Origin of the sequence: Lysobacter enzymogenes, from assembly GCF_900106525.1 — a bacterium.
GTDB classification, from domain to species: Bacteria; Pseudomonadota; Gammaproteobacteria; order Xanthomonadales; family Xanthomonadaceae; genus Lysobacter; species Lysobacter enzymogenes.
This window is the reverse complement of sequence record NZ_FNOG01000006.1, coordinates 39,139-55,442: the sequence shown is the minus strand read 5'-3', so window position 1 is coordinate 55,442 and position 16,304 is coordinate 39,139. Positions and strand designations below refer to the sequence as shown.

Here is a 16,304-nt window from a genome sequence, read left to right as displayed (position 1 = left end):
TCGTAACGAGGCCATGGACGATATCCGTACGAATACGCCGGCAAGCGCGACGCACGCCGGCAACGACGACCGCGACGACGACGGCGCTGCCGGCGTCGATGCGCTGTTCCGTCTGCAAGCGCAGCGCACGCCGCAGGCGATCGCGCTCGAACACGGCGAACGCCGCTGGAGCTACGCCGAACTCGACGCCTGCGCCGACCGGCTGGCGCAGCGGCTGCGGCGCCTGGGCGTCGGCGCCGACGACCGCGTCGCCGTCTGCGCCGAGCGCGGCATCGCCCCGGTGGTGGCGATGCTCGCCGCGCTCAAGGCCGGCGCCGCGTATCTGCCGCTGGATCCGGACTACCCGCGCGCGCGCCTGGAGCTGCTGCTGGACGACGCCGCGCCCGCGGCGCGGCTATGCGACGCTGCCGGCCGCCTTGCGCTGGGACTGGCGGCGGACACTGGCGACGGCCGCGACATCGACCTCGACGACTGCCACCGGCCCGGCCCCGCGCCCGCCGCGGCCTGCGACCCCAGCGACGATCCGCAGCGGCTGGCCTATGTGATCTACACCTCCGGCTCGACCGGCCGCCCCAAGGGCGTGGCGATGCCGCACGCGCCGCTGCTCAACCTGCTGCGCTGGCAACGCGGCCAGTTCCGCGCCGGCCAGCGCGTGCTGCAGTTCGCCGCGCTCGGCTTCGATGTGGCGTTCCAGGAAATCTTCGGCGCGCTGTGCGGCGGCTCGACCCTGGTCGTCGCCGAACCGGAGCTGCGCCGCGACTTCGCCGCGCTCGCGCGCGCGCTGGCGCAGCGGCGCATCCAGCGCCTGCACCTGCCGTGCCTGGCGCTGAGCGCGCTCGCCGACGCACTGGCCGGGGCCGACGAAACGACGTTTTCGGCCTTGCGCGCGCAGCTGGCCGACGTCGTCGTGGCCGGCGAGCAACTGCGCCTGACCGAGCCGATCCGGGCGATGTTCGCCCGCCTGCCCGACTGCCGCCTGCACAACCACTACGGCCCGACCGAAACCCACGTGGTCGCCGCGCACGTGCTGGCCGCGCGCGACGTGGCCGCGGCGCCGGCGCATGTGCCGATCGGCCGCGCCATCGACGGCGCGCGCCTGTATCTGCTCGACGCGCAAGGCGAGCCGGTCGCCGACGGCGACGCCGGCGAACTGTGGATCGGCGGCGCCGCGCCGGCGCGCGGCTACCTGCATCGGGCCGAACTCAGCGCGCAACGCTTCCAGACCGATCCCTTCGCCGCCGGTGCGCGTATGTACCGCAGCGGCGACCGCGCCCGGCGCCTGCCCGGCGGCGAACTGGAGTTCCTCGGCCGCGACGACGATCAGGTCAAGATCCGCGGCCATCGGGTCGAACCCGACGAAGTCGCCGCGCAACTCGCCGAACATCCGCGCGTACGCGAGGCCGCCGTCGTCGCCCGCACCGGCGCGGACGGCGCGCTGGAACTGATCGCCTACGCTGCGCCGGTGGCCGGCGACGGCGGCGACGCGGCGGATTTCGCCGCCGCCTTGCGCGAACACTTGCGCCAGCGCCTGCCCGAACCGCTGCGCCCGGCGGCGATCGTCGCGCTCGCCGCGCTGCCGCGCAGCACCCACGGCAAGCTCGACCGCGCTGCGTTGCCGACGCCCGACGCGGCCGCCTACGCCCAGCGCGATTACCGCTCGCCCCTACCCGGCACCGAAACCGAACTCGCGCAGCAGTGGCAGGCGCTGCTCGGCCGCCAACGCATCGGCCGCGACGACGATTTCTTCGCCCTCGGCGGGCATTCGCTGAGCGCGGCACGCCTGCTCGGCGCGCTGCGGCGGCAATGGCGGGTGGAGCTGCCGGTCAGCGCGATCTGGAACCATCCGACCCTGGCCGCGCAGGCCGCCGCGCTCGACGCCCTGCGCGCCGACGCCTCTGCCGCGAGCGAGCCACCGCGCGCCGGCGAAGGCGACGCCGCCGGCGCCTTGTCTTCGACCCAACGCCGACTGTGGTTCCTGAGCCAGTTCGAAGACCTCGGCGCCGCATACCACATCCCCGTTCTGCTGCGCCTGCGTGGCGCGCTCGACATCGCCACACTGCGGCGCGCGCTCGACGCCTTGAGCGCGCGCCATGTCGGCCTGCGCACGCGCTTCGTCGCCCTCGACGGCGAACCGCGCTTGCAACCGCTGCCCGCCGGTACGCCGTTCGCGTGGAGCGAAAGCGCGCTCGACCTCGGCGCGTCCGCCGATCCGGACGCGGCCCTGCGCGACGCGCTGCAAGAACAGGCGTGTCGTGCCTTCGACCTGGAACGCGAAGCGCCGGCGCGCGCGTGGCTGGCGCGCACCGGTGCCGACGAATTCCATCTGCTGCTGACGCTGCATCATTTGGTCGCCGACGGCGAATCGCTGCCGCCGCTGCTGCGCGACCTCGGCGCGCTCTACGCCGCCTTCGCCGCCGGTGCGCCCGATCCGCTATCGCCGCTGCCCTGGCAGTTCCCCGATTACGCCGCCTGGCAGCAACGCCGCCATGACGAGGACTCCGAAGCGCTGGACTACTGGCGCCGCACCCTGAGCGGCGCACCCACGCTGCTCGAGCTGCCGACGCACGCGCCGCGACCGCCGCAGCAGGACTTCGCCGGCGCGATGCTGCCGCTGCACGTCGACGCCGAACTCAGTCAGGCGCTGCGCCGGCGCGCGCGCCGCGCCGGCACCAGCGTGTTCGCGCTGGTGCTGGCGGCGTGGGCGACGGTGCTGTCGCGCCTGTCCGGCCAGGACGATCTGGTGATCGGCGCGCCTAACGCGCAGCGCGGGCTGGCCGACAGCGAAAGCGCCGTCGGCTTTTTCGTCGACACCCTGGCGCTGCGCATCGACCTGTCCGGCGATCCCGACTCCGACGCGCTGATCGAACGCGCGCGCCGCTGCGCCCTCGACGCCCAGGACCACGCGCTGCCGTTCGAGCGCGTGGTCGAAGCCGTGCGTCCGCCGCGCCGCGCCGACCGCACGCCGCTGTTCCAGGCCATGCTCGCCTGGCAGGGCGAACCGGCCGCGGCGCCGCCTCTGCCCGGGCTGGACGCGCAGATCCTGGAACTGGACTTGCCGGGCGCCCAATTCGATCTGGAATTGCAGCTGGGCGAACGCGACGACGCCCTGGTCGGCGGCTTGCGCTACGCCACCGCGCTGTTCGATGCCGCGGCGATGCAACGCCATCGCGGCTACCTGCTCGCCGCGCTGCGCGCGTTCGCCGCCGATGCCGCCGGCCCGGTCGCCGGCATCGACCTGCTCGACGCCGACGAACGCCGGCTGCAATTGCACGACTGGAACCGCACCGAGGCCGACTATCCGCGCGACGCCTGCTTCCATCATCTGTTCGAACAACAAGCGCGGCGCACGCCGCAAGCCACCGCGCTGGAATGCGCCGGCGCGACGCTCAGCTACGCCGCGCTCGACGCCGCCGCCGACCGCCTCGCCGCCCGCCTGATCGCCGCCGGCGTCGGCCCCGACCGGCGCGTGGCGCTGTGCGCGCAGCGCGGTTTCGACGCCATCGTCGCGATCCTGGCGGTGTTGAAGGCCGGCGGCGCCTACGTGCCGCTGGATCCGGCCCACGTGCGCGAACGCAGCGCGCGCGTGCTCGCCGACGCCGCGCCGGTGTGCCTGCTCGCCGACGCCGAAGGACGCCGCGCGCTGGCCGCGGCCGGCCTCGATTCGGACTGGCCGGCCCTGGCGCTCGACGGCGCGGCGCTGGAGCGCGCGAACGACGAGCGCGACGCCGCGTCGACGGCGCGCGCCGAGGTCGGCCCGCAGCATCTGGCCTACATCGTCTACACCTCCGGCTCCACCGGCGAGCCCAAGGGCGCGATGATCGAACACCGCAACCTGGTCCAGTTCGCCCACAGCCAGGCCGAACGCTTCGGCATCGACGCGCACAGCCGCATCGCCCAGTTCGCGTCGCTGAGCTTCGACGCCAGCCTGATCGAAATCGGCCTGAGCCTGAGCCGCGGCGCCGCGCTGTGCATTCCCGGCGCCGAGGAGCGCGCCGACGCCGGCGCTTACCTGGACTGGATCGCGCGCGAGCGCATCGGCCTGAGCTACATGCCGCCGGCGTTCCTGCAAGGGCGCGAAGCCTTGCCCCAATTCGCGACCAAGCCGCTGTTCTTGGTCGGCGGCGAAGCGGTGCCCCCGGGCGTGTTGAGCGCATTGCAACGCGGCGGCGCGCGGCCGGTACATGTGTACGGGCCGACCGAAACCACGGTGCTGGCGACCGCCTGGGAACCACCGCCGCATTGGCCCGGCGATGCGCCCGCGCCGATCGGCCGGCCGTTGGCCAACACCCGCGCCTACGTGCTCGACGCGCAGCGCCGGCCGTTGCCGCTGGGCGCGCCGGGCGAGCTCTACCTCGGCGGCGCCGGCGTCGCTCGCGGCTATCTCGGCCGCGACGAACTCAGCGCCGAACGCTTCTTCGCCGATCCGTTCGACCCGACGCCGGGCGCGCGCATGTACCTCAGCGGCGACCGGGTGCGCTATCGCGAAGATGGCGAGCTGATGTTTCTCGGCCGCGACGACGGCCAGGTCAAGCTGCGCGGCTACCGCATCGAACTGGGCGAAATCGAAGCGCGCCTGCGCGAACACCCCGACGTGCGCGAAGCGGTGGCGACACTGCGCGAAGACGAGCCGGGCCGCAAACGGCTGATCGCCTATGTCGTGACCGACGCCGACAGCGACGGGGTGGCCGGCGCGCTGCGCGCGCACCTGGCCTCGCGCCTGCCCGACTACATGCTGCCGGCCGCCTGCGTGCGCCTGGACGCGCTGCCGCTCAACGCCAACGGCAAGCTCGACCGCCGCGCCCTGCCGCCACCCGACCACGCCGATTTCGCCCGCCGCGCCTACGCGCCGCCGCGCGGCGAACTGGAACTCGTGCTCGCGCAGTGGTGGCAGGAACTGTTGCAGACCGACGCCGTCGGCCGCGACGACGATTTCTTCGAACTCGGCGGCCACTCGCTGCTGGCGATGCGCCTGCTGGCGCGGCTGCGCGACGAACTCGACGTCGCAGTGGCGCCGTCGCTGCTGTTCCGGCGCCCGCGCCTGGCCGGATTCGCCGAAGCGGTGCTGGCGGTCGCGCTGCGCGAACACGACACGGGAGATTCGCTGTGACCTCGATCAAAGCCATCCTCGGCAAACTCGACCCGGCCCAGACCGAGCGCCTGCGCGATCTGCGCCGCGATCTCGATCTCGACCAGGACGCGGCGACCGCCGCCGAACCGCCGCTGCTGCCGCGCGCGCACGCCGACGACGGCGAACTGCCGTTGTCCTCGGCGCAGCAGCGGCTGTGGTTCCTGGCCCAGCTGGAAGGCGTCAGCGCCACCTACCACGTGCCGCTGGCCGTGCGCCTGCGCGGCGCGCTCGACCGCGCCGCGCTCGCACGCGCGCTCGATCGCCTGTTCGCCCGCCATCAGGCCCTGCGCAGCGTGTTCCCCGCGCACGACGGCGAGCCGGTGGCGCGGCTGTTGCCGGCCGCACACGGCCTGCCGCTGCGCGAGCACGACCTGCGCGGCCGCGCCGATGCGCAGGCCGCGCGCGCGCGGATCGCCGCCGAGGAACTGCACGCACCGTTCGATCTCGCCGCCGGTCCGCTGGTGCGCGCGCGCCTGCTGCGCCTGGGCGAGGACGAACACGAACTGCTGCTGACCCAGCACCACATCGCCTGCGACGGCTGGTCGCTGGATGTGCTGGCGCGCGAGCTCAGCGCGCTCTACAACGCCTTCGCCGCCGGCCGCGCCGACCCGCTGGCGCCGCTGGCACTGCACTACCCCGATTACGCGGCATGGCAGCGCCGCGTTTGCGACGGCGCGCGCCTGAACGCGCAAAGCGATTATTGGCACCGGCGCCTGAGCGGCGCGCCGCCGCGCCTGGAGCTGCCAACCGACCGGCCGCGGCCGCCGCAACAGTCCTTCGCCGCCGCGAGCCTGCCGGTGCGGTTCGGCGCGGACGAGACCGCCGCGCTCAAGCTCGTCGGCCGCGCCCACGGCGCCAGCGCGTTCATGACCACGCTAGCGGCCTGGGCCGCGGTGCTGACGCGCCTGTCCGGCCAGGACGAAGTAGTGATCGGCACCCCCGCCGCCAACCGTAGCCACGCCCTGCTGCAACCGCTGATCGGCTTCTTCGTCAACACCCTGGCCCTGCGCATCGATGTGGCCGGCGCGACGAGCCTGGGCGCGTTGCTGGAGAGCGCGCGCGACGCCGCACTGGAAGCGCAGGACCGTCAAGAGCTGCCGTTCGAGCGCGTGGTCGAACGCCTGCAGCCGCAGCGCACGCTCGACGCCACGCCGCTGTTCCAGGCGCTGCTGGCCTGGCAGAGCAACGCGCCGCCGGCGTTCGCTTTCGACGGCGTGCGCGCCGATCCGCCGCAACTGCTCGGCGACACGCTCAAGTTCGACCTGGAGCTGCACCTGCGCGAAGACGGCGACGGCATCGGCGGCGAGCTGTACTACAGCCGCGCGCTGTTCGACGCCGACACCATGCAGCGCCATGTCGGCTATCTGATCGCGATGTTGCGGGCGATGATCGCCGACGCCGGCTGCGCGCCGGACGCGGTCGAACTGACCGATGCGGCGGAACGCGAGCTGCAGTTGCGCGGGTTCAACCGCAGCGGCGGAGACGAGGACGCGCCGGGCCCGATCTCGCCCGAGACAGAACCACACGCTCGCGATCCGCACCCGACACAACCCTCGCCGCACGAAGCCGTGCACCGCGCGTTCGAACGCCAGGCCCGCGCCAAACCCGAGGCGATCGCGCTGATCCACGGCGAACACCGGCTCGACTACGCCGAACTCGACCGCCGCGCAGACGCGCTGGCGGCGCGTCTGCGCGCGGCGGGATTGCACCGCGGCGGCATCGTCGCGCTATGCCTGGCGCGCGGCATCGCGCCGGTGACGGCAATGCTGGCCACGCTCAAGGCCGGCGGCGCGTATTTGCCGCTGGATCCGGACTACCCGCGCGAACGCCTCGGCCAGATCCTCGCCGACGCGGCGCCGACGCTGTTGCTGGCCGACGCCACCGGGCTCGACGCGCTGGCCGGCTGCGGCGCGACGCTGCCGCCGACGCTCGATCCGCACGCCGACTGCGCGCCGCCAAGCGACGACGCCGCGCCCGCGCCCGACGACGACGACCCCGACGCGCCGGCCTATCTGATCTACACCTCCGGCTCCACCGGCACGCCCAAGGGCGTGCTGATGCCGCACCGCCCCCTGCGCAACCTGCTGCACTGGCAGGCGCGCGCGCTGCCGCCGGGGCAGATCACGCTGCAATACGCCGCGCTCGGGTTCGACGTGGCGTTCCAGGAAATCTTCGGCTGCCTCGGCCAGGGCGGCGCGCTGGTCCTGGCCGACGCACCGCTGCGCCTGGACTTTCCCGCCCTGCTCGCGCATCTGTGCGAACAGCGCGTGCAGCGCCTGCATCTGCCCTACATCGCCCTGCAAGGCTTGGCCGAAGCCGTCGTCCACTGCGAACCGGCGCAGGCGCGCGAACTCGACCGGCACCTGCGCGACATCGCCGTGGCCGGCGAGGCGCTGCGCATCACCCCGCAGATCCGCCGCATGTTCGCGCGCCTGCCGCATTGCCGCCTGCACAACCATTACGGGCCGACCGAAACCCACGTCGCCACCGCGCACACCCTGACCGGCGCGCCGGAAACCTGGGAGGAACTGGCGCCGATCGGTCGCCCGATCGACGGCGCCCGCGTCTATCTGCTCGATTCGCGCCTGCGGCCGGCGCCGCTGGGCGCGGCCGGCGAGCTCTACGTCGGCGGCGCCGCGGTCGCGCACGGTTACCGCGGGCAGCCGCGGCTCAGCGCCGAGCGCTTCCTGACCGATCCTTTCGCCGATGCCGACCCGTTCGCCAACACGCGCGCCGCAGACGACCACGCGCCGCGCATGTACCGCACCGGCGACCTGGCGCGCTACCGCAACGACGGCAGCCTGCTGTTCCTCGGCCGCAACGACCGCCAGGTCAAGATCCGCGGGTTCCGGGTCGAGCCCGGCGAAATCGAAGCGCGCCTGGCCGAACAGGCGGGCGTGGCCGAAGTCGCGGTGATCGCGCGCGAAGACCGTCCCGGCGATACGCGCCTGGTCGCCTACGTCGTCGCCGCCGATCCCTCGCAGCCGCACGCCGGGCTCGCCGCGCAACTGCGTGCGGCGGCGGCCGCGGCGCTGCCCGAGTACATGCGGCCCTCGGCCTTCGTCGCCGTGAACAAGCTGCCGCTGACGCCGAACGGCAAGCTCGACCGCGCCGCGCTGCCGGCGCCGGACGGCAGCGATCTGGCCCGGCGCGACGACGAGCCGCCGCGGCCCGGCGCGGAAACCGAGCTGGCGCGGATCTGGCGCGAACTGCTCGGGCACGAGCGCATCGGCCGCCAGGACCACTTCTTCGAACTCGGCGGCCACTCGCTGCTGGCCGCGCGATTGGCCGCGCGACTGGGCCGGCACGCCGGCGCGCCGGTGCCGGTCAGCGAGGTGTTCCTGCATCCGCTGCTGCACGAGATGGCCGGCCTGCTGACGCCGGCCGCGCCCGCAACGATGCGCGAACGCCCCGACCTGCCCGCCGAAGCGAGGCTGCCGGACGAGGTGCGCGGCCACGGTGCGGCGCGCCCGCACAACGCGCCGCAGCGCGTGCTGCTGACCGGCGCCAACGGTTTCCTCGGCGCCTACCTGCTGCGCGAACTGCTGCGGCGCACGCCGGCGCGCGTGCACTGCCTGCTGCGCTGCGACGACGCCGGCCAGGGCCGCCTGCGCCTGCGCAATGCGTTGGCCGGGTTCGGCCTGCTCGAAGATTGCGGCTTCGACCAGATCGACTTCGAGCGCATCGAGATCGAACCCGGCGACCTCGCCGCGCCGTCGCTGGGCCTGACGCCGGCGCGGTTCGACGCGCTCGGCGAACGCCTGGACGCGATCTACCACAACGGCGCCTGGGTCCACTCGCTGCATCCCTACCGCACGCTCAAGCCCGCCAACGTGCTCGGCACCGTCGAGCTGCTGCGGCTGGCCGCGCGCGGCGCGCCGACCCGCCTGCATTACGTGTCCACCATCGCCGCGCTGCCGCCGCGCGATCCGCGCGCCGCCGCCGGCCTGGACGAAGAAGCTCTGTTCGAGCGCTGGCAAGACCTGCGCAGCGGCTATGCGCAAAGCAAATGGGTGTCCGAACGCCTGCTGCGCGTCGGCGGCGCGCGCGGCCTGCCGTTCGCGGTGTATCGCCCCACCCACATCAGCGGCGACAGCGCCACCGCCGCCGGCAACGACCGCGACACCTGGAGCCTGTTCGTCGACGCCTGCCTGCGCCACCGCTGCGTGCCGGACATCGAGGACACCCTGAACTGGCTGCCGGTGGACTGGATGAGCGCGTTCCTGGTCGAACTGTCGCTGCGCGACGGCCTGGACGGGCGCAGCCTCAATCTGCTGCATCCGCACTCGTTCCCCTTGCAGCGGCTGCTCGACGCCATCGCCGCCAGCGACGGCGCGCCGGTGCGGCGGCTGGAGTATCGCGACTGGCTGGCGCGGTGCGCGCGCGACCCGGCCACGGCCGACGTCGCCGCGATCCTCGCCGCCGAGCTCGCCGACAGCGGCGGCAGGAACGACACGATCAGCGTGTTCGAGGACGAGCGTATCGGCAATGCGGTGACCGAGCTGATCGGCATGCAGCGTTGTCCGCCGCTGGACGACGCGTTGCTGCGTGCGTATGTCGAACATCGCCGGCGCGCGCTGATCGGAGCGCGCTGACCGCGTCAGGCCACGGCTGCGCGCTCAGGCCTGCGCGCGCAGCCACTGCGCCAGCAGCGCCGCCGGCGAGCCGGCGCGCGCCGGCGTCGGCGACAACAAGTAGTACGCGCTGCCGTCGGCGACGAACCCGAGCGGCGCGGCCAGCACGCCGGACTCGATCTCGTCGCGCACCAGCTGCCACGGCCCGATCGCCACGCCGACGCCGGCCGCGGCGGCCTGCAGGCTGAAGTAGAAGTGTTCGAAGGTCTGCTCCATCGCCGCAGCGGGCCGCTTGCGTCGCGCCGCGCGCGCCCACTCGCTCCAGGCGCCGGCGCGGGTCGCGCTGTGCAACAGGCACACGCCCGCGCCGAAGCGCGCGCTGCGTCCAGCCCCGGCGACATGGCCGGCGCGATAGGCCGGGCTGCACACCGGGCCGACGCGCTCGTCGAACAGATGCTGCGCGTGCACGTCGCGGCCCCAGGCGAAATCGTTGCGGCGGATCGCCAGATCCACCTCGCCGAATCCGACCGGCCCGCCGCCGGCCGACCATTGCAGCGCGATGCCCGGATGCGCGGCCTGGAACGCCGGCAAGCGCGGAATCAGCCAGCGCATCAGCAGCGTCGGCTCGCACGAGACCACCAGCGCCGGCTTGCGCGGCGGCTCGCGCAACTCGCGCACGGTCGCGGCCAGCAGTTCGAACGCGCCGGCGGCGGCATCGCGCAGGCGCGCGCCGGCGGCGGTGAGGTGGACGCGCTGGTTGCGGCGTTCGAACAAGGCCACGCCGAGCGCGTCCTCGATCGAGCGCACCGCGCGGCTGACCGCACCGTGGGTGAGGTGCAACTCCCGCGCGGCGCGGGTGAAGCTGCCCAGACGCGCGGCCGCCTCGAAGCAGCGCAGCGCGCCCAGCGGCGGCAGCGCGGCGCGTTCGCGCCAGGCCGGTAGTGAGCCCAGCTCACCATCGTCGTGAGAATTCATCGTTTGCCGCTCCGCTGGCCTGGGCCTAATTTAGCCGCAAACCCGAGCCGACGCCCGAACCGACCATGCAGGAACTGTTAGCCGTAGTCACCATCACCAGCCTGGCGGTGATCAGCCCGGGGCCCGATTTCGCCATGGTCTCGCGCAACAGCCTGCTGCAATCGCGCCGCGCCGGCGTGCTGACCGCGCTGGGCATCGCCCTGGGCGTGTGGGTGCATGTGGGCTACACCTTGCTCGGGGTCGGGCTGGTGATCCGCGAATCGCTGCAGCTGTACGCCGCGCTCAAGCTGCTCGGCGCGCTGTACCTGCTGTGGCTGGGAATCAAGCTGCTGCGCGCGCGCCACGACGACGAGCCGTTGCCGGCCGCGCCGCCCCCGGCCGGCAACGGCGACCTCGCCGCCCTGCGCACCGGCTTTCTGACCAATGCGCTCAATCCCAAGTGCACGGTGTTCGTGGTCAGCCTGTTCCTGCAGGTCGTGGGCCCGGACACGCCGTTGCAAACCAAGCTCGGCTACGGCGCCTTCGTCTCCGGCGCGCACTTGCTGTGGTTCGCCCTGGTCGCGCTGCTGCTCTCGCAGGGCGCGGTGCGCGCGCGGCTGCTGCGCTGGCGGCGCGGCATCGACCGCGCCTTCGGCACGCTGCTGATCGGCTTCGGCGCGCTGCTGGCGGGCTCGGCGCTGCGGCGCTGAGCCCGCCGCCCGCACTCAGGCCGCGCGCAGCCGTTCGACCTGCTCCAGCGCGCCGGCCACCGCGCGCTGGGCCTCGTCCTCGCCCAGGCGCACGCCCTCGGCGCGCACGAACTCCAGCCGGGTCACGCCGAGGAAACCGAAGAACGCGCGCAGATAGCTTTCGTGGTGATCCAGCGCCGCCATCGGCGACTCCGGCGCGTACACGCCGCCGCGGCTGGAAGCGACGATCACCCGCTTTTCGCCGAGCAATCCGCGCACGCCGCCGTCGCCGTAGCTGAAGGTCTTGCCCGGCACCGCCAGCGCGTCGAGCCAGGCCTTGAGCGGCGCGGGCACGCTGAAGTTGTACATCGGTGCGCCGATGACGATGGCGTCGGCGGCCAACACCTGTTCCAGCGCGACGTTGAGCGCGCGCACCTCGATGCTGTCGGCCGGCACGGCCGGATTCAGCGCCGCGGCGTTGGCGGTGTTCAATTGCGGAAGCGGATCGAGGTTGAGATCGCGGTACACCACGCCTGCGCCGGGGCTCAGCGCGCGCAGCCGGGACACGATCGCCGCCGACAGCTTGCGGCTGACCGACTGGTCCTCGAGGATGCTCGAATCGATGTGCAGAATATTCATGGACGGGTCGCCTGATAGGGAAAGGGCCGCGAAAACCCCTGCAAACCCAGGCGTTTCTCGCTTGCCGTGGAATCTATTGGCGTATAGTGATCCTCACAAGAAGGATGATTTTCCGGACTAGGTATGCCCGACCATACTGTCGACAGCTGCGCCCCCCACGCCGACCGCGTCGAGGAAAGCCACGCGGAGATCCGCGCTGCGTTCGGCGCGTTCGCGGGCAAATGGAAGCTGGAAATCCTGTGGTTGCTGAGCCAGCGCATGCACCGCTTTAACGAGCTCAAACGCGCGATTCCCGGCGTCACCCAGCACATGCTGACCCAGCAACTGCGCGAGCTGGAAAGCGACGGCATGGTGCGCAGAACGGTCTATCCCGAAATTCCGCCGCGGGTGGAGTACGAAATCACCGACGACACGCTGCGGCTGCGGCCGGTGTTCGAGGCGATCTTCGTCTGGTCGCGCCAGCGCCAGGCCGCGCGTGCGGGCAACGACGCCGACGACGCGGCCGCCTGAGGCCGGCCGCCGCTGAGCCTACGCGCCTAGCGCGGACGGCCGCGCCGCCCCGCTTTGTATCCCAATGTATCCGCCCGCCGCACCGCGACATTAGGCGACAAAACCGCCGCCGCGCCGACACGTTGCCGATACCCCGCCACTGCGAAATAGCGCCACACCCACCGGGCGCCATCTCCAGGAGCGAATCATGCGGCCTTCCAGCGTTTCTCCCGCCATCTCCACCCCGCTGTTCTCGCGCGTCGACTCGGCCGGCGCCTGGATCGCGCCGGCTGCGCTGCGCGCGCTGCTGGCTTGGGAATTCGTCGAATCGGGCCTGGAGAAGTTCAACGGCGAGAACTGGTTCGCCGAACTCGGCGACAAGTTCCCCTGGCCGTTCTCGCTGCTCGGCGCCGACGCCTCGTGGTTCGCCGCGACCTGGCTGGAGCTGATCGGCGGACTGGCCCTGCTGATCGGCCTGGGCACGCGCTACGCCGCATTCGCGCTCTGGGTGCTGACCGTGGTCGCAATCCACGCGGTGCACTGGCCGGATCAATGGTCGAGTCTGTCCGAACTGTGGCAGGGCTATGCGATCAGCGACCAAGGCCACGGCAACTACAAGCTGCCGCTGATCTATCTGGCGATGCTGTTGCCGCTCGCGCTTGGCGGCGGTGGGCGATTGAGCCTGGATCACCTGATCGCGCGTTCGTTCGGCTCGCGCAGCGGCGCCGTCGCTGACGCCGCCGCCGACCGCCGCACCTGGGCCTTGATCGCGCTCGGCTTCGGCCTGCCCACCGCGCTGCTGTTGCCGTGGTTCGGCGCCGCGTTGATCGCACTGGCCGCCGCGTTGGCGCTGACGGCGCAATGGCGCCGCGCCCTGCCGCTGCGCAACACCGCCGCGGTTCGCGGCTGAGGCCGACGCGCGCCAAAGCGCTCGTCCCGTTTCCCTCCCCTGCTCCGTCCCCGTTCGTTTCCGCGCCGCCATCGCGGCGCGCTTTCCCGCGGCTCGTCCGCACCTTCTGGAGAACCACCATGTCGCACAACACCCACGCTCGTCGCAACAACGCCGCCCGCACCCTCGGCCTGCTCGGCGTCGCCCTCGGCGGCGGCCTGCTGCTGGCCGGCCAGGCCTTCGCTTCGCAGCCGCTGGCCCAGGGCTATCTCGTCTCCGCCGGCCATGCCGCCAAGGCCGCCGAAGGCAAATGCGGCGAGGGCAAGTGCGGCGAAGAGAGCTTCGCCAAGACCGATGCCAACCACGACGGCAAGGTCTCGCGCGAGGAGTTCGTCGCCCGTGCACCGGATCGCGCCGCCGAGTTCGACACCATCGACAAGAACCGCGACGGCTCCATCTCGCTGCCCGAAGCGCTGGAGTCGGTGAAGGCCGCGCGCAAGGCCGCCGGCAAGTCCGTCGGCGAAGGCAAGTGCGGCGAGGGCAAGTGCGGCGGCAAGCGCTGAGCCGCGACCGACCACAGCGCACCGCCTGATCCACAGCCCCTTCCCTCCCCCACGGGAAGGGGCTTCTTGCCCGCCACTGCCACGCACGCGAGAGTTCCCATGACCGCAACCCCCGTCCCGATCCGCGCCGGCCTCGGCCTGCGCCGCGCGCTGCTCCCGCAGCTCGCGGCGATGGACGACGGCGCCGTCGACTTCCTCGAATGCGCGCCCGACAACTGGATCGGCGTCGGCGGCCGCGCCGGCGCGGCGTTGGCGCAGCTGGCCGCGCGCTTTCCGCTGACTTGCCATGGCCTGTCGCTGTCGCTGGGCGGCAGCGCGCCGCTGGACGTCGACCTGCTGCGCCGCACCCGCGACTTCCTCGATCGCCACAACATCGCGCTGTATAGCGAACACCTGAGCTATTGCAGCGACGACGGCCATCTCTACGACCTGCTGCCGATTCCGTTCACCGACGAAGCCGTGGGCCACGTCGCCGCGCGCATCCGCCAGGCCCAGGACGCGCTGGGCCGGCGCATCGCGGTGGAGAACGTGTCCTACTACGCCGCGCCGCACCAGGCGCTGGCCGAGATCGATTTCATCCTGGCGGTGCTGGCCGAAGCCGATTGCGACCTGCTGCTGGACGTCAACAACTTGCAGGTCAACGCCCACAACCACGGCTACGACGCGCGCGCCTTCCTGGCGCGACTGCCGGCCGCGCGCATCGCCTCGCTGCATGTCGCCGGCCATTACGACGACGCCAGCGGATTGAAGATCGACACCCACGGCGCGCCGGTGCGCGACGAAGCGTGGCAGCTGCTGGCCGAGGCTTACGCGCGGTTCGGCGTGCGCCCGACCTTGCTGGAACGCGACTTCGGCTTTCCACCGCTGAGCGAACTGCTGGCCGAGGTCGAACGTATCCGCGCGCTGCAAGCCGCCGCCGAAAGCGCGCCAGAGCGTGCGGAGGCAGCCCATGTCTGAGCGCCTGCGCCACCAGCAGTTCGCCTTGACCCGGCACCTGCGCGATCCGGAGCGCCACGCGCCGCCGCCGGGCATCGAGGAGCGGCGTCTGCGGATCTATCGCGAGCTGTTGATCGGCTCGATCGACGGCCTGCTCGCCGGCGGTTTCCCGGTGCTGCGCGCGACGCTGGGCGACGAGGCGTGGCGCGCTTTGGTGCGGCGCTTCTTCGCCGCGCACCGCTGCGCCACACCGCTGTTCCCGCAGGTCGGCGGCGAGTTCGTCGAGTTCCTGCATGCTGACGCCAGCGCGGTGCCCGGCGCGCCGTGGCTGGCCGAGCTGGCGCATTACGAGTGGGCCGAGGCCGCGCTGCTGGCCTGCGACGACGCCGCGCCCGCGCACCACGCCGACGGCGATCTGCTCGAAGGCGTGCCGCTGCTGGCGCCGTGGGCGTGGCCGCTGGCCTATCGCTGGCCGGTGCACGAGATCGGCCCCGAGGTCCGGCCTCTCAGCGCGCCGGAGCCCCCGACCCTGCTGCTGGTGCACCGCGACCGCGACGGCGATGTGCGCTTCGCGCAACTGGCGCCGCTGTCGTATCGCCTGCTCGATTCGCTGCGCACGCACCACCGCAGCGGCGCCGACCACCTGCGCGCGCTCGCCGCCGAAGCCGGCGCGCCCGCCGAGGCCTTGTTCGCCGAAGGCCGCGCCGCGCTGGAGGCGTGGCGCGCGCAGGGCGTCGTGCTCGGCATCGCTGCCGACGATTCCGACCTCTCCCCACCCTGCGCCGCCAGGAGCTGCCAATGAACCCTCCCCGCCCGTACTTCAGCGGCTGGCCGCTGTGGAGCCTGATCGCCGTCGCCGTGCTGGCCATGACCGGCCTGAGCATCGCCTCGCAAGCCGATCTGGTCGAAGGCGTGCACAGCGCCGTGCGCGCGACCGCGCGCAGTTCCTTCGCCCTGTTCCTGCTGGCCTTCACCGCTTCTGCCCTGGCCACGTTGCTGCCGGGCCCGACCAGTTCCGCATTGCTGCGCGAGCGGCGCTACATCGGTCTGGGCTTCGCGTTCTCGCACCTGGTCCACGCCGTCGTGATCTACGCCTACGGCCGGCTCGCGCCGGAGTTCTGGCCCGGCCGTACCGGCCTGGCCAACCTGCCCGGCAGCATCGGCTACCTGTTCTTGCTGGCGATGACGATCACTTCGTTCAAGCCGGTCGCGCGGCGCATGAGCGCTAGCGCCTGGAAGCGCCTGCACACCAGCGGCATGTGGGTGCTGGCCGTGGTGTTCGCGCTGTCCTACTTCAAGCGCATACCTATGAACCCGACCTACGCCTTGCCGTTCGCGCTGCTGATCGCGGCGGTGGCGGTGCGGCTGGTCGGCAAGCTCGCGTTGAGCCAGAAACGCCGCCGCGCGGCGACCACCGCGGCGGTCGCGCCGCGCCTGTACTGA

The 16,304-nt window shown here is 72.6% G+C and carries 11 protein-coding genes; 9 read left to right on the top strand and 2 right to left on the bottom strand.

Translation table 11 applies throughout. The features are described from left to right. Positions 1-13: 13 nt before the first annotated feature. Both BLU84_RS15715 and BLU84_RS15710 read left to right on the top strand, forming a co-directional pair. On the top strand, positions 14-5,107 hold the full coding sequence (locus BLU84_RS15715) for a non-ribosomal peptide synthetase (RefSeq protein ID WP_074869267.1): 5,094 nt from the start codon (positions 14-16) through the stop codon (positions 5,105-5,107). Next, the gene (locus BLU84_RS15710) at positions 5,104-9,723 is read left to right on the top strand and encodes a non-ribosomal peptide synthetase (protein WP_074869263.1); all 4,620 of its coding nucleotides are present in this window, start codon (positions 5,104-5,106) and stop codon (positions 9,721-9,723) included. Before BLU84_RS15715 ends, BLU84_RS15710 begins: the two co-directional genes overlap by 4 nt. A 24-nt stretch (positions 9,724-9,747) precedes the next feature. On the opposite strand, the gene BLU84_RS15705 is transcribed toward BLU84_RS15710, so the two are convergent. Next, positions 9,748-10,677 carry a LysR substrate-binding domain-containing protein gene (locus BLU84_RS15705; RefSeq protein ID WP_074869260.1) on the bottom strand — a complete coding sequence of 310 codons (930 nt, stop codon included), beginning with the start codon at positions 10,675-10,677 and terminating at the stop codon, positions 9,748-9,750. Positions 10,678-10,742: 65 nt separating this feature from the next. Between BLU84_RS15705 and BLU84_RS15700 the strand changes: the two genes are divergently transcribed. Further along, a complete protein-coding gene (locus BLU84_RS15700) occupies positions 10,743-11,366 on the top strand; it encodes a LysE family transporter (protein ID WP_074869257.1) in 624 nt (207 codons plus the stop codon). A gap of 15 nt (positions 11,367-11,381) precedes the next feature. On the opposite strand, the gene BLU84_RS15695 is transcribed toward BLU84_RS15700, so the two are convergent. Further along, a complete protein-coding gene (locus BLU84_RS15695; RefSeq protein ID WP_074869252.1) occupies positions 11,382-11,984 on the bottom strand; it encodes an FMN-dependent NADH-azoreductase in 603 nt (200 codons plus the stop codon). A 123-nt stretch (positions 11,985-12,107) separates the two neighbouring features. Between BLU84_RS15695 and BLU84_RS27935 the strand changes: the two genes are divergently transcribed. From BLU84_RS27935 to BLU84_RS15665, 6 genes are all read left to right on the top strand, one after another. Further along, positions 12,108-12,494 (top strand): winged helix-turn-helix transcriptional regulator, encoded by a 387-nt coding sequence (locus tag BLU84_RS27935; RefSeq protein WP_074869250.1) that lies wholly within the window; start codon positions 12,108-12,110, stop codon positions 12,492-12,494. Between the two features lie 187 nt (positions 12,495-12,681). Further along, on the top strand, positions 12,682-13,383 hold the full coding sequence (locus tag BLU84_RS15685; protein WP_074869247.1) for an HvfX family Cu-binding RiPP maturation protein: 702 nt from the start codon (positions 12,682-12,684) through the stop codon (positions 13,381-13,383). A gap of 119 nt (positions 13,384-13,502) precedes the next feature. Then, entirely contained in the window at positions 13,503-13,925 is a 423-nt protein-coding gene (locus tag BLU84_RS15680) for an EF-hand domain-containing protein (RefSeq protein ID WP_074869242.1), read from the top strand. 99 nt (positions 13,926-14,024) lie between these two features. After that, positions 14,025-14,882, top strand: coding sequence for an HvfB family MNIO-type RiPP peptide maturase (locus tag BLU84_RS15675; protein ID WP_074869239.1), 858 nt, complete (start codon positions 14,025-14,027; stop codon positions 14,880-14,882). Further along, positions 14,875-15,663, top strand: coding sequence for an HvfC family RiPP maturation protein (locus BLU84_RS15670; protein ID WP_074869236.1), 789 nt, complete (start codon positions 14,875-14,877; stop codon positions 15,661-15,663). Before BLU84_RS15675 ends, BLU84_RS15670 begins: the two co-directional genes overlap by 8 nt. Continuing rightward, complete coding sequence (locus BLU84_RS15665; RefSeq protein ID WP_074869233.1) at positions 15,660-16,304, top strand: ferric reductase-like transmembrane domain-containing protein; 645 nt, start codon at positions 15,660-15,662, stop codon at positions 16,302-16,304. The genes BLU84_RS15670 and BLU84_RS15665 overlap by 4 nt, the downstream gene beginning before the upstream one ends.